This is a genomic window from Streptomyces sp. enrichment culture (assembly GCF_964273255.1).
Taxonomy (GTDB): domain Bacteria; phylum Actinomycetota; class Actinomycetes; order Streptomycetales; family Streptomycetaceae; genus Streptomyces.
This window is the reverse complement of the sequence record NZ_OZ186835.1, coordinates 6,871,325-6,893,471: the sequence shown is the minus strand read 5'-3', so window position 1 is coordinate 6,893,471 and position 22,147 is coordinate 6,871,325. Positions and strand designations below refer to the sequence as shown.

The 22,147-nt window shown below is 67.5% G+C and carries 14 protein-coding genes and 2 pseudogenes; 8 read left to right on the top strand and 8 right to left on the bottom strand.

Translation table 11 applies throughout. The features are described 5' to 3' along the window. Positions 1-244 precede the first annotated feature (244 nt). Positions 245-994: a transposase gene (locus ACSU53_RS30120; RefSeq protein ID WP_437032910.1), complete on the bottom strand. Its 750-nt coding sequence runs from the start codon at positions 992-994 to the stop codon at positions 245-247. A 120-nt stretch (positions 995-1,114) separates the two neighbouring features. Between ACSU53_RS30120 and ACSU53_RS30115 the strand changes: the two genes are divergently transcribed. Next, positions 1,115-1,456, top strand: coding sequence for a DUF6207 family protein (locus ACSU53_RS30115; protein ID WP_437032908.1), 342 nt, complete (start codon positions 1,115-1,117; stop codon positions 1,454-1,456). Positions 1,457-1,909: 453 nt separating this feature from the next. Here the strand turns inward: ACSU53_RS30115 and ACSU53_RS30110 are convergent, their stop codons facing one another. Continuing rightward, positions 1,910-7,831 (bottom strand): RHS repeat domain-containing protein, encoded by a 5,922-nt coding sequence (locus tag ACSU53_RS30110; protein WP_437032906.1) that lies wholly within the window; start codon positions 7,829-7,831, stop codon positions 1,910-1,912. Positions 7,832-8,311: 480 nt separating this feature from the next. Continuing rightward, entirely contained in the window at positions 8,312-8,494 is a 183-nt protein-coding gene (locus tag ACSU53_RS30105; protein ID WP_437032904.1) for a hypothetical protein, read from the bottom strand. Positions 8,495-8,706: 212 nt separating this feature from the next. Between ACSU53_RS30105 and ACSU53_RS30100 the strand changes: the two genes are divergently transcribed. Continuing rightward, complete coding sequence (locus ACSU53_RS30100) at positions 8,707-11,730, top strand: VCBS repeat-containing protein (protein WP_437032902.1); 3,024 nt, start codon at positions 8,707-8,709, stop codon at positions 11,728-11,730. 149 nt (positions 11,731-11,879) lie between these two features. On the opposite strand, the pseudogene ACSU53_RS30095 reads toward ACSU53_RS30100, so the two are convergent. The 3 genes and pseudogenes from ACSU53_RS30095 to ACSU53_RS30085 form a co-directional block, all read right to left on the bottom strand. Continuing rightward, a pseudogene (locus ACSU53_RS30095) lies at positions 11,880-11,981 on the bottom strand (HNH endonuclease); the annotation flags it as partial. Between the two features lie 135 nt (positions 11,982-12,116). Further along, positions 12,117-12,620 carry a hypothetical protein gene (locus ACSU53_RS30090; RefSeq protein ID WP_437032901.1) on the bottom strand — a complete coding sequence of 168 codons (504 nt, stop codon included), beginning with the start codon at positions 12,618-12,620 and terminating at the stop codon, positions 12,117-12,119. A 28-nt stretch (positions 12,621-12,648) separates the two neighbouring features. Next, on the bottom strand, positions 12,649-12,993 hold the full coding sequence (locus ACSU53_RS30085) for a NucA/NucB deoxyribonuclease domain-containing protein (protein ID WP_437032899.1): 345 nt from the start codon (positions 12,991-12,993) through the stop codon (positions 12,649-12,651). Positions 12,994-14,067: 1,074 nt separating this feature from the next. Between ACSU53_RS30085 and ACSU53_RS30080 the strand changes: the two genes are divergently transcribed. The 3 genes from ACSU53_RS30080 to ACSU53_RS30070 all read left to right on the top strand — a co-directional run bounded on the left by ACSU53_RS30080 (position 14,068) and on the right by ACSU53_RS30070 (position 17,213). Continuing rightward, complete coding sequence (locus tag ACSU53_RS30080; RefSeq protein ID WP_437032897.1) at positions 14,068-14,460, top strand: winged helix-turn-helix transcriptional regulator; 393 nt, start codon at positions 14,068-14,070, stop codon at positions 14,458-14,460. A gap of 230 nt (positions 14,461-14,690) precedes the next feature. Next, positions 14,691-15,515 (top strand): hypothetical protein, encoded by an 825-nt coding sequence (locus ACSU53_RS30075; protein WP_437032895.1) that lies wholly within the window; start codon positions 14,691-14,693, stop codon positions 15,513-15,515. A gap of 795 nt (positions 15,516-16,310) precedes the next feature. After that, positions 16,311-17,213: an NAD-dependent protein deacetylase gene (locus tag ACSU53_RS30070; RefSeq protein WP_437032893.1), complete on the top strand. Its 903-nt coding sequence runs from the start codon at positions 16,311-16,313 to the stop codon at positions 17,211-17,213. Between the two features lie 461 nt (positions 17,214-17,674). On the opposite strand, the gene ACSU53_RS30065 is transcribed toward ACSU53_RS30070, so the two are convergent. After that, entirely contained in the window at positions 17,675-17,896 is a 222-nt protein-coding gene (locus tag ACSU53_RS30065; protein ID WP_437032891.1) for a hypothetical protein, read from the bottom strand. Between the two features lie 860 nt (positions 17,897-18,756). Here ACSU53_RS30065 and ACSU53_RS30060 point away from each other — a divergent pair. Further along, positions 18,757-19,173: a nuclear transport factor 2 family protein gene (locus tag ACSU53_RS30060; protein ID WP_437032889.1), complete on the top strand. Its 417-nt coding sequence runs from the start codon at positions 18,757-18,759 to the stop codon at positions 19,171-19,173. A gap of 111 nt (positions 19,174-19,284) precedes the next feature. Here the strand turns inward: ACSU53_RS30060 and ACSU53_RS30055 are convergent. Next, positions 19,285-19,465: pseudogene (locus tag ACSU53_RS30055) on the bottom strand (transposase); the annotation flags it as partial. A 456-nt stretch (positions 19,466-19,921) separates the two neighbouring features. Between ACSU53_RS30055 and ACSU53_RS30050 the strand changes: the two are divergent. Together ACSU53_RS30050 and ACSU53_RS30045 are read left to right on the top strand one after the other, a co-directional pair. Beyond that, complete coding sequence (locus ACSU53_RS30050; protein WP_437032887.1) at positions 19,922-20,968, top strand: SPFH domain-containing protein; 1,047 nt, start codon at positions 19,922-19,924, stop codon at positions 20,966-20,968. Next, complete coding sequence (locus ACSU53_RS30045) at positions 20,965-21,864, top strand: hypothetical protein (protein WP_437032886.1); 900 nt, start codon at positions 20,965-20,967, stop codon at positions 21,862-21,864. Before ACSU53_RS30050 ends, ACSU53_RS30045 begins: the two co-directional genes overlap by 4 nt. Positions 21,865-22,147 lie beyond the last annotated feature (283 nt).

Sequence of the window (22,147 nt, the reverse complement as noted above, 5' to 3'; positions counted from 1 at the left end):
CCTTTCCACGCTTTACCCCGAGCGTGCCCTGCCCTGGCTCCCCCGGCTTCCCTCAGGAGAGCCCTCTGGTCAGGCCCGTCGGGCCGGGTGGTGGGGCCGTGGGAGGCCAGCATGCTCGGTCTTCCGTACCCGGTCCGGGTGACGCTGCCCGGACGGGAGAACTTCAGCAGGCGGGCCAAGCGTCGTGCCGGGTATGAGGCCGATCAACGACGCGCACGTGGCGGAGCCGAGACATGGAGCGTTTTCAGCGCTGCCTCTCCAGGGTGAGGACGGCTTTGGTGACTGACGTCATGCGGTTGGGGCTGATCCGGGACCTTCGGAAGATCCGCCAGGACTTCAGCAGTGCCATGCCCCGTTCGACGGGTGCCCGGGACGGGGCCAGTGCTCGGTTGACCGTCCGCTGTGTCGCAGACAGCTGCCCGCCGGGCGGCCGTCTGCGTCCGGTGGTGACCCAGGGGCCGGCGCCCTGGTAGGCGCGGTCGGCCAGGACGGGGACGCCCTGGCGTTCGCAGATCCGGATGATCCGGTGGGTGCGGGCCGCGGTCAGGTCGTGGCACCGGCCCGGCAAGGCCAGCGACATCCACAGCACGTGCCCGGTCGGGTCGGTCACGACCTGCACGTTCACGCCATGGCGACGGTGCTTGTGCGAGTAGTCGGCCCTGCCGTCGCCCACGCGGTCGCACTCGGCGAGCGTCCCGTCGAGCAGTACGTACTCCGGTTCGTGCTCGCGCAGGGCCTTGAGCAGACCGGGCGCCCGGGCGGCCAGGAGGTCGATCACCGCAGCGGTGTAGGCGTGGGCGGTGCCGACAGAGATGCCGAAGCCGGCGGCGATCTGGGCCAGGGTGTCGTGCTTGCGCAGGTACACCAGACCGACGAGCGCGCGTTGGTGCGGCGGGAGTTTGCAGCGGCGGTCACCCTCGCGGGTGACGATGAGCATGGTGACCCACTCGACCAGCGCATGAGGCAGGTCGAGTGCGGCAGGATAGGAGACCAACGAGGCACCTGGGCTGATGAGTTGAGACTTCGAACACCTCCCTCAACGGCGCGGGTGCCTCGTGCGTTGTGCCCTCGCCGCTGTCACCCCATCGGTGGCCACTCTGAAAACGCTCATGCAGTGGTGGAGGTCGCCGCCGCCGACGACCGGACCACCTTCGCCATCCAGGAACTGCTCGCCGCCCGGTGGGCAACCGCGCCGGCTGACCGCACGGTCCGTGAACCGGGCGAGGCGTACGGCTGCGCTGCTACCTGGACCTGCGGCAGGAAGCCGACCCAGCCTGACCCAGGACGCTACCGTCACCGAGCGGCGACCCAACCGACCGATCACCGACCCATTACAGACATCACTCCGAAGAACAGGCCGAGCATTCCGATAGACATCCAGACCACCCCCAGAAGCCGGGCATTGCCGACGATCTTGGCCATTCTTGTCGACGCCTTCGTCGTGTCACACCGATGAGTCCCTGGAACCCTTCTCCCGAGCAGCAACATAATCCCGACCACAAGGGCGTGAAGTCCGATCGATATGCACAGGAGACGAAAGATCCAGGATATTGCTTCCACGCACACGCATCTCCGTTCACGAGTGACCCGGTGGATGAATAGGCCTACGAGAAGACTGCAAAGATCACTCCGAAGGCGGTCACGAAAGCACCCAGGATGGTCACCATCACACCGACAGCCTTGAAAGTTGCTGGAACCTTGTCATCGCCCGGAGCCAAGTTGACGGGCGATGCCACCATTCGGTCCCGGAGTCCGCGATGGTTCGTGGCCAGTGCCAAGCCGAAGGCGAGACAAGCGAGTCCAAGGAGCAGGGGAACAACAAACATCAAAAATTACCTCTACTGTTCCTGAGTTGGAGGCCGCCGGCCCGAGAGAAACTATTCCCGGACCGGCGGCACAAGGTTCTTCCTCAGCTGCAGCCGAGCCGCATCGAGCATCCCCAGGTGTAGTTGATTCCCGTTTCCACTCCTGCTTCGATGCCGGCTCCGCCACCCACTTCAGTTGCCCACACGGGCTCACCCTTGCTGTTCCTCGCCCATGATCCGTCCGCATTGAATCCGGATTCATGACTGGCAACGGCTCCGAGAATGTAATGCCCGGAGACTTCCTTGTCCCAACCCCAGCCCCTGAGCTGGTCGAGCGAGTCCGCGTTGCTGGTAAGCCCTGTGACGTCAGCCGACAGGCCCCCTCCGATACCGGAGAGAGATGGTGAAACACTCAGACCGACATCCCAGTCCCCATCTGAGTTCCGGCTCACCATGGCGCAGCCCCCTACGCTCCCCATGATAACCACGCCTCCAGAGGCACTAAGGCAAACGCCCCAAGTGTTGGCCTCGGTTCCCACCCCGATAACCTCCAGCACCTTATCGAACCAGCCCGACTTTCCCTTTGCGGTACTGCTGCGGATGTCGTCCTTCTTTCGGCGTTCAGCGTCGGCGCGCTTTTTAGCCTGAGCCTTCACAGCATTGATCTGGTCCCGGTGTGCGGCAGCTTTAGCATCGCGTTTGCGGGCGCGGTTGTCGTCGATGAGGTAGTGGGCGGGATTGGCGCGGTATGCCTTGTATTTTTTCTGGGATGCCTTGTCCTTCTTGGGGGTCTGTTTCCAGACCCATTTGCTGCCCTTCTTGGTGTAGCCGGCGGTCATGCCGCGGTCGTTGGCCCAGCGTTCGTCGTTCATGGAGTGGCCGCCGACGGGGCCGTCGGGGCGCAGGCCGGTGGGGTCGGACTTGGTGATGGGGTTGTTGTGTGCGTAGGAGTAGGCGTTCATCTGGGCCGGGTCGTGGAGGTCGATGATGGGGTCGACGGAGAGGAAGCGGCCCAGGGTGGGGTCGTATTCGCGGGCGCCGAGGTGGACCAGGCCGGTGGGGTCGTTGGTGCCTCCGACGAAGCCGCGGGTGCCGGGGATGGTCTCGCTCTGTTCGGAGCGGGTCTGGCCGAAGGGGAGCTGCTTACGGCGGCTGATAGCGAGGGTGGTCATGGCGACGGCTGCCAGTGAGGTGCCCTGGTGGTCGCCCAGAAGGAAGGAGAAGCCGCTGCTGGTGCGGACGGCGACGGTCTGTCCTTCGTGGGTGTAGTGGCGGACGCCCTGCTTGGTGCCGTCCGGCTTGACTTCGAGTTCGTTGTTGCCGGGCAGGGTGAGGGTCTGGCTGCCGTCGGCGTTCTTGGCGATCAGACGGTCGCCGTCGGCGGTGTAGTAATAGCGGGTGGTCTTGCCGTTTTCGGTGAGGGTGGCGAGGTGGCCCTCGTCGTCCCAGGTGAGGTTCTGGGTGCGGGCGCCGATGGCGCGCTTGGTGGTGTTTCCGGCTGCGTCGTAGGTGAAGGTGCTGGTCTGGCCGTCCTGCGTGCCGCCGGTGACGGTGGCCGATTGCACGGCGTGCGGCAGGCCGGTCTGGGGCTTGTTGTGGTGGTAGGCGGTGACCGTGTCGGTGCCGGCCTGGGCGCCGGTGCCGTGGGTGGTTTCCTCGATGCGGTTGCCGAGGGCGTCGTAGGCGAAGGACTGCCAGTAGGCGTCCGGGCCGCCCACGGTGGTGGCCGACGGCTGGGAGGTGCAGTCGGTCTTCGCTGTCCAGGCTTCGGTCAGGCGGCCCAAGGCGTCGTTGGTGAAGCACTGGGTGTCGATGGTCTTGGCGGCGTCCTGGCCGCTGGCGGTGGTGATGTTGGTGGCGTTGCCCGCGTGGTCGTAGGTGTAGGTGGTGTCGTCGATGCGCTGGGGGGCGAGGTCGCGGTCGGTGGTCTGCCTGATGAGGCGGCCGGTGAACTCGTCATAGGTCTGGGTCTTGTAGACCTTCTTGCCGAGGGTGCCGAACTCGGTGCGCACCGGGCGGGAGAAGACGTCGTGGCGCGTGGCGTTGACCAGGGTGATGGAGCCGACGGTGGTCTTCTGTGGCAGGTTGCCTTCGCCGTAGACGGTGGTCTGGCGTTCGGAGGGCAGGTTGCCGACGGCCGGGTGCCGGATCCACTCGGGCAGGCCGGTGTAGGTGTTGTAGCCGTAGGTCCAGGTGAAGGAGCCCGCCAGGGCGCCTGCCTCTGCGGGGATGGTGACGGTGCTGGACGTGGGCTGGTAGCGGTCGTTGTAGGCGGTCGTGGCGGTGGTGTACTTCTTGCCGTCGATGTAGCGGGTGCTGCTGTCGGGCTGTCCCTTGGCGGCGGTGTCGTAGGTCCATTCAGCCAGCAGTGTGTCGCTCTTCTTCAGCGCTGTCTGGCGGCCCAGGGCGTCGTACGTGCTGGTCAGGGTGATTCCGCGGGCGTCGGTGACGGCGATGGCCCGGCCGAGCTTGTCGAACTGGGTGTGGACGGTGCCCTTGTCGGGGTCGTCGGTGTCAGTCTGCTGGCCTCGGGCGTCGAAGGTGTATGTCCAGGTGTTGCCCGCGGGGTCAGTGACGGTGAGCGGCGTCTCCCACTTGCCGTAGGTGTACGTAGTCGCCTGGTGTGCTGTGCGAGTGGCGTTGGTGTATTCGCGGCGTTCCACGGTACGGCCGTGGGCATCGGTGATCGTGGTGACGGCGGTGCCGCCCTTCGGTGGGATCACCGTGGTGCGGTCGCCGTCGTAGACGGTCCTGGTGCGGTACTTCTCGTCACCGTAGGTACGGGCGATGGCATCGGTGACGCGTCCCTGACCGTCGTGCACGTTCTCGGTCATGGCCGGTACCTGGTTGTCGGCGGCCGTGACCAGCGAGGCCGACGGAGCGCCTTCCGCATAGTAGGGAGCGTAGTTCTTCCAGGCGAAGCCCCGGGTGTCGTACCGGGTCTCGGTGATGATCCGGTGCGGGGTACCGATGGCCGGGGCCTGGGTCTCTCGTTCGCGCAGCAGTCCGTCGTACAACTGGTAGCTGGTGGCGTAGGAGCCGTCGTACTGCAGTGTCTTGGTGGCGACCGCGTTCGCGGCGGTCTTGGAGATGGTGTAGCTGTACTCGGCGGAGGGCTGGTTGGGGTGATCGCTCTTCGTCCAGCCGGGCGTCCATACCTTCAGGGTGCGGCCGAGCCCGTCGTAGGTGGCGTCGGAGCGTTTGCCGTTGGCGTCCTCCACGGCCGTGGCGACGGCGCGGGTGGGGTCGTATGTGCTGGTGGCGGTGTGGCCGAGGGCGTTGGTTTCCTTCACCGTGACGGGTGCGTCGATGGTGAGAGGCGTGTACTCGGTTCGGCTGGTGTTGCCGTCCGCGTCGGTTTCGGTCAGTTCACGGCCGTGGATGTCGTAGGTGTGCTTGGCGGTGGTCAGGTAGCCGGTGCCTTTGGCGTCCTGCTCCTCCAGAGTGGTCACGTCGCCCTTGGTGGGGGTCGTGTCCAGGCTGGTGGCGCCGTCGTAGTAGTACCGGGCGACGGAGACCAGGTCGGCGGGAAGCATCGGGGTCTTGTCACACGCGACTGCGACAGTCCTGGTTTCCTTGACCAGGCCGAGGATGTTGGCGGTGCTGTTGCGTGCGTAGCTGGTGGTGGTGCATTCCTCGTCGCCGGTCTTGGCAGTGTCACCGAGGTCGGATTCGGTGCGGACCATGCCGTACTCGTCGAAGGTGCGCGTGGTCCTTGTGGTGCGCCAGCCGTCGCCGACGGCGGTGCGGGTCTTGTCCTCCAGGTTTCCGGTGATGTAAGCCTTCTGAGCCGGCAGGCCGGTCCGCGTCATCGTGGCGGTGGCTGCGGAGAGCCAGGGGGTGTAGCTGGTGGTGGTCGCCGGCTTACCGTCACGGCCGTCATAGACGGCCTTCTCGCGGGTCATGCCGGCGAAGGCGGGGTGGTCGTCGGCGGCGATGCCCTCGTGGTCCTTCACCCGGGCGCCGGCGATGCCTCGGAAGTAGCGGTACTCGGTCAGGGTTTGCTGGTCGACGGCAGGGTTGCCGCCACGGACCTGGACCCGGCCGTAGCCCTTGCGGTCACCGTATGTACGGTGCTTCGCCTCGGTGAACTCGTCTTCCTCCTTCGCCCAGGCCATACCGTCCAGGTACGTGTAGTCGGTCTGCTTGACCGGCGCGCCGCCGGTATTGTCCGCTTCGAGGACTTGGGTGACGACGTAGGTGTGGAACCAGTCCAGGTAGGGCTCGTAGTCGGCGGCCGGAGCGTCCGGCGGTGACCACATCACGGGGTAGCAGCGGCGTGTGTTGGACGACGGAGTGGGTACGTCGCCGGCCTTGCAGTCGGGACCGGAGTAGGTGACGCCGATGGTGCCGCCGGTTTCGGTGGCGATCTCGTAGACGCGGTAGCGCACTAGGGGCGGCACGGGGTCAGGCTTGCCGCCGGTGGTGGCTCCCTCGACCCGGTTGGCCAACTGCTGCCCCTTGAAGGTGACTGGGGGCATCGTGACGTCGCCGGTGCCGGTGTGACCGGTGCGGGTGATGGATGCCAGCCACAGTGCGGGGTCGGACCCGTCACCCGTCGTCGGGAACTGATGGGCCAGTTTCCAGGTGTCGACCGGTTTGTAGACGCCGCCGCTCAGCACGGAGGTGTCGATCTGTGTGAGGCGCTTGCGGGACCAGAAGGAAGGTGAGTAGCGGTCCTTGCAGTTCTCGCCCGCCTTGCAGTACCGGTCGAAGGGGACGTCGGGCCAGTTTTTGGCGTTCGTGGAGTCGAAGGTCTCGCAGTTGCTCAGGCAGCGTTCGGAGACTGCGAAGTCGACGCGGCCGGCGGCCTTCCGCCCATACATGGTGCTGGAGCGCAGCCCGTAGTCGATGTGGTCCAGGTAGCCGCCCCGGTCGTAGACGGTGGCGGTCGAAGCACCGGTGTCCGGGTTGACGTTGCGCCCGTAGTGGTTGGTCTCCTTGTGCCAGTAGTAGGCCATGGCATCGGAGTGCGGGTCGACGACGTAGTCGAGGTTCCATCGCCAGGCCTGCTGGCACCAGGAGTCCTTGAACGCGCTGGCGTGGCACGGCTCCCCGGTGTGGTTGCCGAACACCGGAACCGTCCAGGTGGAGTTCGTCTCGGGCTTGCCGTCGGCCCAGCCGGGCAGCCGATTGTAGCCGAAGTAGTAGCGGGTGCCGTCCGGTGTGGTCACCCGCCAGTATTCGCCGTTGTTGTCGCCGTTGCCGCGGTTGGAGCTGGTGAGCTTGGCGACTTTGGTTCCGTCGTCGCTCTGCAGGTGCCACTCGCCGGTCGTGTCGTCCTTGACGAGCACGTTGGACTGGCCGCCGAGGTTGAGGACGGCGTTGTCCTTCTTCCAGCACAGGTCGCCGCTCTTGTCGGTGCCGTTGCCGTCCTTGGCGTCGTCGGCACATGACACGTAGCGGCGTTCGATGTAGCCCGGCTCCATGGACCAGCCGTCGCCGATCCAGTTCGCCTGGTTGTTCGTGGCTGCGGTGCGCCCGTCGACCGACTGGGAGGAGTAGGCCAGGCTCAGTTCCGGCTCAACATTGCCGGGTACTTGGGGCGTGTTGATGTCGTAGGTCCAGGAGAAGCCGCCGGTGGAGCCTCCGGCTGACCACGAAGCGGAGGGTGAAAGGGTGGTGGCGGAGAAGTCACCCGAGGGGCCTGAGGCGTTGGCGGTTGCGGCGAGCAGGACGGTGCCATCGCTGGACGCGCTCAGTTTGCGTGAGTCGGAGCGTTTCGTGGCTGAGCTGGAAGACGTCTCGGGGGAGGTGGTCGAGTATGCGGCGGTACTCTTCGGCTCAGGAGCGGCGGGCAAAGTGACCTTGGCCGACAGCGTCGCTTCCCTGACGTCGTTGTCCGTAGCCAGTTCCCGACCACTACGGCAGGACTTGCTGCCGGGGCTGGTCAGCGCGCATGCCGGGAGCTGTCGTACCGTCAGCCTGGACGCCCAGTCACCTCCGACCATATGACGGAAGGACGAGTAGTCGACCTTCAGATCGATGCTGCCCCTGCCTCCCTTCAGGGGGCGAATCGCCAGCACGATTCCGTCAAGATCCAGGGCTTCGGCTGTCTTCTGACTGAGAACATTCACCTGGGCCTTCTCCGGTCCGGCCGAGGTTTTCGCAGTCGCTGAGCCCGCCCGGCCGACGCTCACCGGCGTGCCCTCAGCGGGGACGAAGCCTCGCCTGGACAGATCCACAGTGCTCTGGGAGCTCTGCGGCCAGGCAGATCGAGGAGCCTTCTTCCAGGCATTGCGCTCCGCTTCGTCTGCTTTGCGCTGCTTCCCGTTCTTCACGGGGGATGTCGGAACCGGCTTTGGATTCGTCAGCTTGGCCAGTGACAGCTCTGCTGCCGCGGCCACCGGCCCGCCCAGCAGGCCGGCCAGAAGGTAAGCCGCCAGCAGCGCGGCTGTCCACCGCACGGCCCATGCCCGTCTGACGTTCCTTCTTGCTGGTGGACGCGCGAATCTCGCTCGCAAATCGGACACCTCTCCCCCGCAGGAAGCACACAAAGATGTAGATCATCCGGAACCTAACACCACCGGAAGGAAAGGCCAAAGAATTCCGCCGGTAGCTAACTCACCAAATAAAACAAAACCTTTACCATGGCCCTTCCATGACCATTTGACGCCTTTCGTAAAAATATGGGTGCAGCACACAAACAGGACAAGCGTGGCAGCATCTTGGCAGCTCACCGCAGCCATTGAGGGAACATGAAGGCGCTACGGCACGCAGGACAAACCCTTCGGCGACAAGTGGACTGATATGCCATTCGCTTGTCTTGAAGCGGACGCTGGGCTTGTATGGTCTGTGAAAATATGTGTACATTCTGCAAGGGGGCGTAATGAAAATCCGGCGGTCAGGATGCAGAGGCCGGTTGCGTGACGGTACAGCCCTCACGGCGGTCGTCTCCTCGATGGCGATCGTCCTGTCGACGGCACCCGCGCTCGCAGCGGAGGCAGGCACCCCGCCGAGTGAGGTGGCCACCGCCGAAGGGGAGACCACAGACGACGCTTTGGCGCTCAAGAGGGCCGCTGAGACCGGTGAGCCCGTCGAAGTGCTCTCCCGTCGCACGGAAGCATCACAGGTGTTCGCCAACCCGTCCGGCACCTTCACCGAGGAACGGTATGCAACCGCTCAGTGGGCGCGGCAGGACAACCGATTGGTGGACATCGACACCACACTCCGGCAGGAGAGCGACACGAAGGTGCGCCCGAAGGCCACGACGGTCGGTCTGGAATTCTCCGGCGGAGGAGACGGGCCGTTGGCGACCATCAGACGAGACGGCCGCAGCATCGCCCTGAGCTGGCCTTCGCCGCTACCGAAGCCTGCCGTCTCCGGAGACACCGTCACATACCCGGATGTACTGCCGGATGTGGACCTCAAACTGCGCGCCAGCGCCTCGGGCTTCGCTCAACTCCTCGTCGTCAAAACGGCCGCAGCCGCAGCGAACCCGGACCTGCGGACCGTCTCCTACAAGATGTCCAGCAAGGGCCTGGACGTCTCGGCCGACGAACACGGAAACCTCAGGGCCGTCAACCCTGGCGGCCAGGAAGTGTTCACCGCTCCCACGCCGCGCATGTGGGACAGTTCAGGCGAGGCGGGTACGCAGACGCAATTGCTGCGGACTGACAACCAGCCCGCGGCCGGGTCTCAGGAAGCCAATGAGTTCGAACCGGCTCCTGGTGCCCAGCAGGCTGCCATGCCCGTCGAAATCAATGACGGCCAGCTCACCCTCACGCCCGATGCCGACCTGATGACCGGTGCGGACACGACCTACCCCGTCTACATCGACCCCCATGTCGACGGTTCGCGCCACTCGTGGACCATCGCATACAAGAAGTACCCGAAGACCTCCTACTTCAACGGGGCAGGCTGGAGCGGCTCCACCACGTCGACAGCCCGCGTCGGCTACGAGAACGAGACCACCGGCCTGGCCCGCTCCTACTTCCGCATGAACACCAAGAACCTCTGGAGCACCGAGAAGAAGGTCATCAAATCCACGTTCCGGATCAAGAACACATGGTCCTGGTCATGCAAGGCCAAGCCTGTCGAACTGTGGCGCACGGCAGCGATCACCTCCAGCACTACCTGGAACAACCGACCGACACGACGCGAGAAAATGGCCACGGTGACGGACGCTAAGGGATGGGGTTCCAGTTGCCCTGCGGGCAACCTGGCCTTCAACGTCACCCCTGGCGCGCAGGACGCCGCAGCGAGCAAGTGGAACACCATCACCTTCGAACTTGCCGCCTCCAACGAGTCAGACGTCTACGGCTGGAAGAGGTTCGCTGCCAAGTCGGCCGTGCTGGTGACCGAGTACAACACCTACCCCAAGGCGCCCACCAGCCTGGACACGATCCCCAGCACCAAGAACAGCGCCGGGTGCGGTAACACCGCACCCTACGGGCTGATCGGCAACACCGACGTCTCACTCACCGCCAAGGGAAGTGATCCCGACGGGGGAACGGTCAAGGTCAAGTTTCATCTGTGGGCCACCGGCCACCACCCCAACGACGACCCCAATGGCGTCATGATCGTCAACAAGACGGTGTCCGTCACGTCTGGCACCGTCGCGAAGCTCAAGGTGACCAAGGCTGAGCTGACGCCGCACCTGACGGTGGCGAACGGCAACTTCTCATGGAAGGCCCAAGTCAACGACGGTTCACTCTTCTCCGACTGGACCCCCACCCAGGGTGCCCCGGGCTGCCGCTTCGTCTTTGATCCCACCCGTCCCAGCACTCCGCCCAATGTCGCATCCACCCAGTTCCCCGACGGCAGCGACGGATGGCCGGCCATCACCGGCCGCGTGCGCACTGAGGGCGCTTTCACCATCTCCAGCAACGGTGTCACCGACGTCACCAAGTACGAGTACTGGACCGATGCCGACCCCACCGTGCGTTCGGCCGCACCGAGCAGCTCAGGCGGTAGCGTCAGTGTCAAGGTCACCCCGACCTCAGCCGGAGCCAACCAGCTCTATGCCCGTAGCCTCGACAGGGCCGGCAACAAGTCCGACCCCGTCACCTACCTCTTCTACGTCAACGGTCCCGAGGAAGCCGACAAGCCCGGCGACATCAACGGCGACGGCAACCCCGACCTGTACGGGATCGACCAGGACGGCACGCTGAACCGCTTCTACGGAGCAGGCGACGGCACCGTCGGTCAGGCATCCAGCCCGGCCTCCACCCTCTCCTGGACCGGAGCCAAGATCACCCACCGCGGCGACTGGACCGGCGATGCCTATGAGGACGTCATCTCCCTCAGACACGACACCACCGCGAACGTCGACCGCTTGTGGGTCCACCCCAACACCGGTTACGGCTACGTCTGCACCGACTGCACCGGCGACGACAACGACCAGCGAGAACTTACCGTCTACGACCCGGCCAACAACCATTGGCAGGGAGCCGAGCAGATCCTTGCCATCGGCGACGTGGACGGCGCCATCGATGTGGATAACGACGGCATCGAGGACATCCCCGGCTACCCCGACCTTCTGGTCCGCAACGGCGACCTCCTGTGGCTGTACTACGGAGCGCCCGACAACCGCCTCGATTCCGACCGCGAACCAGTTCTCATCGGTTCCGAGGGCTGGGCGACCATGGACCTGTTCGCCCCCGGCGACAGCGACGGCGACGGGCGCGTCGACCTCGGCGCGCGAGACCGCAGCACCGGCGATGTGCACGTCTACCGCGGCACGAGCGACGACGGTGACGGCCTGACCGACCACACCGCCAAGATTCAGGCCGGCACCAGCTTCACCCCCGCCTCCAACCCGCTCCTCACCTCACCCGGCGACATGGACGGCAGTGGTGCGTTCGACCTCTGGTACACCCGCAGCAGCAACAACACCCTTGTCGCCTACCTCGACCTTGGAACCGGGAACAAGCGCAAGGTCGAAATGACCAGCGACTGGACCGGCTACCAGTCCCTCAGCTGAGTCCTACGTGCCGACCCTGCTGCCCTCCTGTTCTCTCACCCGCCCATCAGAGGCGCCACGGTGGCGAGAAAACAACAAGAGTCCGGACACGCAGACACGCAGGAGGCCCCGCCGTCCCTGGGCGGCGGGGCTCGGTCCGTCAGCCGTGCGGCGGGTTCGTACGTCGCGCTCTGGTCCGGGCAGCCGGCCGCCGTCTCACGCGAGGCCGATGCCTCGGCTTCGTCAGCCGTCAGGCTCCAGCGGAGCTTTGAGGTCCGCGTGCTCACTGAGTCGTGCGGCCGCGCCTGACAGCCTCATCAGACGCCAGGCGTAGGCCATCTTTACAGCTCAGCATGCCTGCCCGCTCACCGTATTCCGGTGAGCGGGCAGGCGTGGCCAGAAGCCTTTCAGTGTGTGCGGACTGACGCCCCGTAGTTGTCGCTCTGACGCCGTACGGTGACAGGTTCGGCGGGGGCCGGCCAGGCTTGGATGAGGTACCACTCGGTGACCTCGTCCGGGGCCAGGTCGACGGCGGTGTCGCGGCCACGGGCGTGCACGCGCAGTCGGTAGTCACCGGGGCCGTTGAACGCCAGGACGGGGAGTTCTTCGTCGAGGTCGTCCATGATGCCGCGGACTCGGAGGTCGCCGGATACGGAGTGTGCGGAGACTTCCACGATGTCCTGCCAGTCTCCTGCATCGGGGTTGGGCGGGGTGTCGTGGAGGGTGACGGTGACGTCGACGTCGCCGGTGTGGATACCGGTCATGACGGTGACAATGCCGTCGGTGACGCGCACCAGTCCGTTGTGGCTGCGGTCGATGTCGGGGCCGGTCGGGCCGTCCTCGTCGCTGATGTCGAACTGGTGGTACTGCACGGGGACGAGTTGGTGGCCTCGTGCCGTGTCGTCGCTCATGTCACAGTCCTCAGCCGACGGTGGTCTTCTACTTGATCCACACCAGGGACCTGTCCTTTTCGATGATGCGGTTATACAGGTAGAAACGTCCCAGGTCCTTGCCGCCTTCCTCGTTCTGGCGACCATCGATCATGCGTCGGCTGAACTTGCCGCCCCCGGTTTTGGCGCCTTGCCAGGTGGATGCGAAGGGGTACTCGTCGCATTGCTTGCCCTTCAGCCGCTTCAGACTGGCGGGGCGCGCCTTGCTCCGGTTCTCCTTGATCTTCTTTTTGTCCGTCAGCCGGGACAGGTAGCTCTTGGTGCCGTGCTTGCCGGGCAGCTTTTTTGGTGTTCTGCGCGTACGCGATGTGTTTGGCGAGTTCCGGGTACTCACCGTTCTTCGCGTAGACCATCTCTGGGATGTGAGGCATCACGCAGCCGGGCTTGGACGTGCTGGGCAGGGCGTTGTCGCACCGCACGGCAGGAGTCGGCAGCTTCATCTGAGTACTGGGGCTGGCCCACGCGGGGTTCGTGAACGTCCATGTCGCCGTCGCTCGTCCGTCGCCCTTCTGTCCCTTGGGGGATGTCTTGATGGTGGTGTCGAGGAAGAACTGGCCGACCGGCTCCTTGCTCTTGCTCATCGCCTGAGAAGGGGAAGGTGCCCTTGGTCACCTTGCACTTGCCCGCGCAGGTGCCGCTCCCGACGGCGCTGCTGCCCTTGGCCACTCCGGCGCTGTTCACTTCCAGCAGTTCGGCTGCGACCTGCGGCAGGGACGGCGACGGCAGCCGAACGTCTCCTGGAGGAACGTGTACTGCTGAGGAAGGCTGAGCGGCAGCGAGCGGCGGTAGCCGCCGGATCCACGGCGACGTCCTGGTGCTTCGCCGCTCCCGGGTGGCCTCGGCGGCGTGCGAGCACGGCGGGTACGACCTGCGAGGTGGAGAGCAGGGGCGGGGTCTCCGCGTCCCCAACGAGTTGAAGGCTGGCGGTGTCGAAGTCAAGTCTCAGAGCCCCGCCACGGAGACTGCCCGCCCACCACCGCCTGGGCTGGCGCCCGTCGAAGCTGTCGCGTCGGGCGAACGCGCCACCGGCAACCGGTTGCCCGCGGCCGGTGCGGATGCTCAGCGAAGCGGCTGCCTCGGCGAGCAGGGTCCCGGGGGACGCAGCTGACGACCGGCCCCCATGGGTGTGGAAGGTGACCTGGTTCGTGCAGGTCGAAAGATGACTGATCAGCATCCAGGTCTTCGGCAGCGGGGTTGGTACGGGTGGCCCTGGAGCGCCAGCGTCCGGCCCTCGTCCGGAACGGCACGCGAGCCCTCGCGTCGGAATACGTCTCGCCGCCGGGCAAGGCTCGAACCGGACGACAGCCGCTGTCCGTCACCGGTTACGGCCCGACAGTGCGGAAGTCGCGCGCACCCGCCGTACGGTATGTAAGGCGCTAACCTTGGATTAGCGAGAAGAGGAGTGGCCGTGCCGTATCAGCGTGATCGCAGTGCCATCCACGACGAGGCGTGTCCGAGCTTCCAGGAGGCCCTTGAGGTGGTCGGCCGCCGCTGGACGGGCTCGATCCTGGTCGCCGCCAGCCGGGGCGCCACGCGATTCGGCGAGTACCGGGCGTCGATCAGCGGCATCTCCGACCGCCTGCTCTCTCAGCGGCTCAAGGAACTCGAAGGTCGTGACCTCATCAGGCGAACCGTGGTGCCGACCACACCCGTCCAGATCACCTACAGCCTCACCCCCGCGGGAGAGTCCCTGATCGACGCCTTGCAGCCCCTGGCGGAGTGGAGCATGCTGAGGGCCGCTCAGGCCGGAGCTGCCACCGCCCGCTCGGGCCCTGGCGACAAGGACAGGCCGGCTCACTGACCGTGCCGATCGCACACCAGGCGCTCCCGTCCTGCAGTACCCCGCGCATGCGGCAAGGTCCCGGCTGTCGCACTCGTCGTCTGCCTTCACCGCCCTCCCGCCGCAGGGCAAGGCGAACGGACGTGGAAGAACTCACCGGCACGTGACTTTGGCTGCCACCGAAGCCACAGGTACCTGTTACCTGTCACGTCACGTGGAAAGCCAACCGGGACGATCTCTAAGGTGACGGGATGACCACACCTGCCGGTGAGACGGCTCTTGAGGCTTTCGACCTGCTGGACGCCCATCTCGAAGCACTGTGGCGCGCTGCGGAAGTCACGCTCCCACCGGAGCCGCCCGGCCTGGCGGCAGTCGAGGAGGGCGACGATGCGCTTGTCTCGTGGGCCCTCGACCGGCTCCGGAGCCTCCCGCGCGAGCCGAGGGCTGTCTTCTGCCGGGAAGTCGGCGGTCTACTGGTGGAGTTCCGCTCCCGCCGCAGCCTCTGGAACGCGGCGGCGCTGCGGCTGCTGGACGACACGTACACCTTCGTGGCCACCGGTCCCCGGCAGCATGAGGACTGGGCACACGATGTTCATGCCGTGCTGCACCGCGAGGTCGCCGATCCCCGCGGCTGGGTGAGGCTGGACTGGGACCGGAGCAACCCCGCCCGCCGCACAGTGCCCGCGTACCCCTTCGACCCGCCGGACCCGGCGCAGATGCACTCCCGTCTGTACTCCCTGGAGACGAACGCGGCAGCGGCCGCGCTGGCCATCATGGCGGAGGAATGGCAGAGCGAGCCGGCTCCCGTCCGCACCCGTGCCGACCGGGACGCCCTGTTGGCGGACGCCCGGCTGCTGCTCGACCGGTACGGACCCGGCGCCCGCTACTGGACCAACGCGAAGGCCGCTGCCGGCAATCCGGCACCCGATTTCCTCGCATCCGGACTGCAGAGCACCGCGTCACACCACTTCCACACCAGCGAGTACATCGCCGGCCTCTTCATCTTCGAGGACCTGGGCGTGATCGCGGTCAACGACGAAGAAGTGGGCGTCTTCTGGTCCTTCGGAGCGTACTGACGGCTCTTCCCTCAGCACCGGACGGTCATTACGTACGCGACCGGACAGCGTCGTGCGCCCCGGCCCGGGCCGTCGACTCCAACCGGCCGGGCCACGCCGCTCCGTGTCGCCCCGCCCGCCTCGTCAGCTTCCGCAGCTCCGCCGGACGGCTTCCATCGCATCGTCCTCCTCAACGAGGTCGACATCATCGATCGCCGAGTTGCCGGTCACTTGTCTTCGCACCCACCGCGCTGCGGCCCCCGCGCCCGGCGGTGCGGTACTCGCGGCTGTCCCGCTTGCCATCGCTCATCGGCTTACCTGGACGGCTGATCAAGAACATGGTGCGACCTGATGGTCGGCAGGAGGCCGGAGCCGTCCTCGACATGCGGCTCGGTTTGGGCGAGCGTCGGGTCGACGCGTACCTTGTGGACGTCCGCGTACGTCGCTGCAGAGGCGTCGTAAGGGTCGTCGAGGGCGTGCGGACGCTGGTGGAACGGTTCGAGGGGCCGAGTCGGATGTGACGCGGGACGGCTCCGGACCATGATCGACGAGGCCGTGCTGTGCAGAGCCTGCCTGGCGCGTTCTGGCGGCGGTGCCCGCCCACGACCGGCCCGGTGGCGTGCCGGGCCACGGTCCCGGCCGACGCCCGCCGGACGGCGTCACCGATGTTCAGGGGGACTGCCATATGCTCGGGCGGACTGCCTGGACGCCCTGGGACAGGGAGCACGACGTGCCGGCGGACGAACGGCACCGGACCGGGGCCCCTGCGCCGGTCATGGCAGCGGGGTGTGCCGCGGCGTTGCGTACCCTGGCCGCATGCGGATGCGTCCCACCCTGAGCTGGACCCCGACCGAAGCTCTGCCGCCGGCCGCCACGGACCCGGAAGCGGTCGCCGGTGCGCTGAGCGATGGCGGTGTGCTGGTGCTCAGCGGCGCGGGCCTCTCCACGGAGTCGGGCATCCCCGATTACCGGGGCGCGGGCGGCAGCCTGAGCCGGCACACCCCGATGACGTACCAGGAGTTCGTCGCCGATGCCGGGGCGCGGCGGCGGTACTGGGCCCGCAGCCACCTCGGCCGACGCACCTTCGTCCGGGCCCGCCCCAACACCGGGCACCGCGCCGTGGCCGCGTTCGCCCGGCACGGTCTGCTCTCGGGCGTGATCACGCAGAACGTCGACGGTCTGCACCAGGCCGCCGGCAGCGACGACGTCGTGGAACTCCACGGCAGCCTGGACCGGGTCGTCTGCCTCTCCTGCGGTGCCCTCAGCACACGGGAGGAACTGGCAGCACGCCTGGATGAGGCCAACCCCGGGTTCGACCCGGTGGCGGCCGCGATCAACCCGGACGGTGACGCCGACCTCACCGACGAGCAGACCAGGGACTTCACGGTGGTGCCGTGCACCGTCTGCGGCGGTGTCCTCAAACCGGACGTGGTGTTCTTCGGTGAGGCCGTCCCTCCCCGAAGGGTCGAGCAGTGCCGCGCGCTGGTACGCCGAGCGTCCTGTCTGCTGGTGCTCGGTTCCTCCCTGACGGTCATGTCCGGTCTCCGGTTCGTCCGCCAGGCGGAGCAGGCCGGCACACCGGTGCTGATCATCAACCGGGACCCGACCCGCGGCGACCGGCACGCCGTCACCCGGGTCGCACTCCCCCTCGGCGCCGCCCTCGCCACCGTCGCCGCCCGGCTCGGCATCCCGCTCGACGACGGGCCGACGGGTACCTGACGCCCCGCGTGGGGCGGTATCGGCGGCGGGAGGTAACAGCCGCCAGCCCGTGCCCCTCCCTCAGTCGCACTACGCCCGGGAAGCCTTCTCGCCGCGACAGCGGGAAGGGGCCGTGGCTCAATGCCTGGCGAACGCGGCACGTACGGCGGCCCTGCTTCGGTCGGGCCGGGCGTCAAAGTGGCGGGGCCCGAAACGGCAACTTCAGTCTGCGGCCGCGGGGACCCCGGGGCCTGGCGCCATGGCCTCCGCGGCCTGGACCGTGCCCGGCCAGCCCAAGAAGACTGCGGTCGCAGCCCTCGAAGCTACGGCCCGTGTGGTTGTCACCTGGTTCACCGCTCGTTACCGTCCGTTATCGCTGGCACGCGGCAGCGGGGGCGCTCCGGCGTCCGGGGTGTCCACTCGTCATCCTCGTCGCACTCCGGGACACCGAAGACACCCTTGAGGCTTTTCGGTTCCCGGCATCAGTGCTGGGCCGACGGGACCTCGGTCTCCTCGTCATGGAGCGGCTGGTGTTCCTCCACCAACTGATCGATCTCCTGCGGAACCTCACGCAGCGCGTCGAGAACCAGACCCCACGCCCGGTCCCGCAACTCCTCCGGCACCTCGTTCTCGATTTTCTCCGCAAGCCTGTCGATCTTGGAGTGGGCGTCGTACTCGGTGCCCGTGGTCGGTGCGGTCACCACTGCCCACACCAGTCGGCCCGCCCCGGCCGCTGCTCGGCCTATGCTGCCGAGCACCGATCCCACATCCATCTGCGCTCCATCCCTTGGCGGTTGGTGTCCTGCCGCAGCGAGAACTGCCTCAGTATGCAGGGCAGGGCAGGCCGGCCGCGTCTCTCCAGGCCGTGGCCTGGTCCGCTCCGTAACACAGCGGCGATCTCTCCCGCGGTGCAGGCCGGAGTTGGTCCGTGAGAGCGACGGCGGCCTCGGCCAACCATCCCATCAGCACCACAACCAGCGCAGGGGAACGCTCAACCAGCCTGACCACCACGCAAATAGACGGCCGCGGTCGACCAACAGACCACACACCCCTCCCACCACGTGCCTGCTCAGCACGTAGCGCCCATGCCGTCATCTCCCCGTCTGCCCGGGGCCACCAACACCAGACACCGCACTGATCAGCCCAAACGGGACCACGGGACATCCTGATCAGAAGAACCACCCGTGAACCGTGAACAAGGCACTCGTCGGCCTTGGACTGGGGTGGGCGGCAGCACGACTGCCACCGGATAGCGCTCTTCCGGCCCTACCCGAGGCGACATCGCCTCACGCGCGTACCTGGTCCACGCCTGAGACTGGCGCGGCGGCACCAGGGCCACGACTCACGGCCGTCGCGGCGCACGGACCAGCAGGAGAAAGCCGGGAGTGCCCCCGGGAGACGCCCCTGGATCGGCCTGGGTCGGGCCGCCAGGCCGCCACAGCACGCCACACAGACGCGGCCGGCGTCCCATCGGGCAGCATGCACCCTGCCGACGGCGGCACGGGTGCGGCGGTCGTTGGCCTGGTGGACGGCGGCGGACTGCCTGCTCCGTTAGATTCGAACCATGAGCGGCACCGCTGGCACACCCCGCACAGGCCCCGACGGCGACCCCGTCCCTGCCCGGCTGACCGTTCTCGCCAAGGACTGGGCGGATGCCATCGTCTCCAACGATGCCTCCAAGATCGGCAGCTTCATGGCCGACGAGTGGGTCATCGTGTCCGAGTCGGGCGTCACCACCAAAGAGCAGTTTCTCTCGCGCGTCGAGTCCGGGGAGTTGACCCACTCGGCAATGACAGACATCAGCAGCCCCAGGATCCGGGTGTACGGCGACACCGCGGTCCTGACGGGGCGCGTGACGAACACAGCCCACTACAAGTACCAGCGCTTCGAAGCCGACGAGTGGACGACGGATGTGTACGTGAACCGGAACGGCCGCTGGCTCTGCGTGCTGAGCCACATCACGGCCGCAGCCCCGAACTGAGATCCACGGTCACCTGGGGCAGTACTGGCCGCGTTCGTTCGCTGGGAGGACGACGGGGTGCGAGAGCGTCGTCCATTCTCGGGTCTCGCGGACCGGCATTGCGGGTCCGCCCCGATCGCAGGTGCCGTCCGCCGACCAGTGGCGATGCCGTTCATCAACGGCTCTCAGTGAGCCGTAGCGTTCCGGCGCACAGGTCACGCCAGGGGACACCAGTCCTGACCCGGAACAGGATCTCGTTGACCACGATGCGGTGGTCATTGCAACGGCCGCCCCGGCCCCTCGAAGGCGGCAGATGCGGCTCCGGTTACGCCCACTCGCGATTTGTCACGTCCCCCGACCCATGACCGGACCAATGAGCGACCGATCGGGACGCCACATGATCCGCCGGACAGCGCCTGAGGGAGCGGGCAGGCCCAGTGGCCCGTCGACGCATGCAGGTTCGCACCGGGCCCCTTACCCCTCGATGGAGAAGACTCGCTCATGTCCCCTGCTGCTCCGCGGGCCGTTGCGGGGACAGAAGTGCGCCGCAGGAAACGGAGCGATCCGGCTGCGCCGTTCTCATCCGGACGGACACGCACCCGGTCGGCCGCCCCGAAGTACCCCTGGAGGCAAGGCCGCGCCGTAACGCCGGAGACCGCCTGTGGCAGCGGCAGCGGCAGGCGAGAAGCTGCTGGCCGACTCCATTTTCGTCACCTTGACGAAAGCGGAATGGAGCGAATATCGTCACAGGGACGAAAAGGGGGATCACATGGCCGACATCACCTCACGCCTCGGCTGGCGTCACCTGCGCTCGGCGCCCACCGCCCATGTGCGGTACCACCGGCACGGACGGCTCGTCCACGACGGACCGGGGCTGAGCTTCTGGTTCCGGGCGCTCACCGCCTCGCTCTCCGAAGTGCCCGTGGACGACCGGGAACTGGCCGTCGCCTTCCACGCACGCACCTCGGACTTCCAGGACGTCGGCGTCCAGGCGACCGTCACCTACCGGATCCACGACCCGGCGACAGCCGCCACCCGGCTCGACTTCTCCATCGACCCGGACACCGGCAGCTGGCGCGGCGCACCCCTGGAGCAGATCGCGACCCTGCTCACCGAATCCGCCCAGCAGCACGCCCTCGACGTGCTGGCCCGCACCCCCCTGGCTGCGGCCCTCGCCGACGGCGTCGCCACGGTCCGCGAACGGGTGGGCAGCGGTCTGGCCGCCGATCCCCGACTGCCCGCCACCGGCATCGAGGTGGTCGCCGTGCGTGTGGTGGCCGTCCGGCCCGAGCCCGAGGTCGAGCGCGCACTGCGCACGCCGGCCAGGGAACAGATCCAGCAGGAGGCGGATCGCGCCACCTACGAGCGGCGCGCGGTGGCGGTCGAGCGTGAACGGGCCATCGCGGAGAACGAGTTGGCCAGCAAGATCGAACTCGCTCGTCGCGAGGAGCAACTGGTCGAGCAGAACGGGACCAACGCCCGTCGCCGCGCGGAGGAGAACGCGGCGGCCGACGCCGTACGGGCGGAGGCCGAGGCCTCGCGGATGGTGCGCCTCGCCCGTGCGGAGGCCGAGGCGGCGGAACGCACCGGCGCGGCACGGGCCGAGACGCAGGCCGCCTGGCTGCGGGTGCACGCAGAGGTGGGTCCCGCCGTCCTGCACGCGCTGGCGGTGACCCGGCTCGCCGAGAACCTGCCCCGCGTCGACAGCCTCACCCTGTCGCCGGATGTCCTCACCGGCCTGCTGGCCAAACTCGGGTCGGCGGCGCCGACGGCGGCCGGGGGCGGAGACGAACCCGTGGCGGAGGCACGGCCGTGAGCCTCGCCCCGCGCGCCGTACTCGTCCACCGCACGACCGAGTACGAGGAACTGCTCGCCCGGCACGGCACCCGCGGGCAGGCGGAGTTCTTCCTCGCCTCACGGGGCCGGAGCATCACCGAGGTGGCCGAACGCCATCACCGCGCGGCGCGGGCCATCGCCGACGTGGCGGCCGCGATACCCCTGACCTGGCGACAGGCCCGCGTCGAACGGGGCGATCTCGACCGGTTCCTCTTCGGTCCGGAGGACGTCGTGGTGGTCGTGGGACAGGACGGCCTCGTCGCCAACACGGCGAAGTACCTCTCGGGACAGCCGGTGATCGGCGTCGACACCGACCCCGGCCGCAATCCGGGCGTACTCGTACGCCACCGACCCGCCGACGCCCGCAAGCTCCTGCGGTCCGCGGCCGCGCCGGGCCCGGCCTGGGACGAACTGACCATGGTGGAAGCGGTCGCCGACGACACACAGCGGCTGGTCGCCCTCAACGAGATCTTCCTCGGGCCGTCGGGCCACCAGACCGTCCGCTACCGGATCGGCCCCGACCGCGACGGCGTCGCCCCGGAGGCCCAGGCGTCGTCGGGGATCATCGTGGGCACCGGGACCGGGGCGACGGGCTGGCTGCGCTCGCTGTGGCTGGAGCGCGGCAGCACCCTGGCACTGCCGGCCCCCGCCGAGCGGCGTCTGCTGTGGTTCGTGCGCGAAGCCTGGCCGTCTCCCGCGACGGGAACCTCCCGGGCGGCGGGCGCACTGTCCGACGGCGAGGGGTTGCGGGTCACCGTCGAGAGCGACCGTCTCGTCGTCTTCGGCGACGGCATGGAGTCGGACGCGCTGTCCCTGACCTGGGGGCAGAGCCTGCGGGCGGGAATCAGTGACACGGCTTTGCGCCTGCTGATCTGACCGGCCTCGGCCTGGTTCGTTCCGCCGATCCGCCGTTCCGCCGATCCGCCGATCCGCTGTTCCGCCCCTCTGTCGCTCTGTCGATTCGTCGTTCGTCGTTCGTCGTTCGTCGCCCAACGCCACGCACGCGGCCCCCGTCACCACCGCACGCAGTTCCGCTCGCCGGCCGGACGGCTGCGGTCACCCGGTCGACGGTTCCGTGGACGGGGCCGTGCCGTCGGCCGCCTCCGGCCCGCCACAGCGGCATACACAGCGGAAGCGGGACGTCGATGACCGCGTCGGC

Bases quoted from the DNA above. Each gene is read 5' to 3' on its own strand.
- ACSU53_RS30105 (WP_437032904.1), bottom strand. From the start codon at position 8,494: ATGGCTGCGGTGAGCTGCCAAGATGCTGCCACGCTTGTCCTGTTTGTG.
- ACSU53_RS30100 (WP_437032902.1), top strand. From the start codon at position 8,707: ATGGCGATCGTCCTGTCGACGGCACCCGCGCTCGCAGCGGAGGCAGGC.
- ACSU53_RS30090 (WP_437032901.1), bottom strand. From the start codon at position 12,620: ATGAGCGACGACACGGCACGAGGCCACCAACTCGTCCCCGTGCAGTAC.
- ACSU53_RS30075 (WP_437032895.1), top strand. From the start codon at position 14,691: ATGACCACACCTGCCGGTGAGACGGCTCTTGAGGCTTTCGACCTGCTG.
- ACSU53_RS30070 (WP_437032893.1), top strand. From the start codon at position 16,311: ATGCGGATGCGTCCCACCCTGAGCTGGACCCCGACCGAAGCTCTGCCG.
- ACSU53_RS30060 (WP_437032889.1), top strand. From the start codon at position 18,757: ATGAGCGGCACCGCTGGCACACCCCGCACAGGCCCCGACGGCGACCCC.
- ACSU53_RS30050 (WP_437032887.1), top strand. From the start codon at position 19,922: ATGGCCGACATCACCTCACGCCTCGGCTGGCGTCACCTGCGCTCGGCG.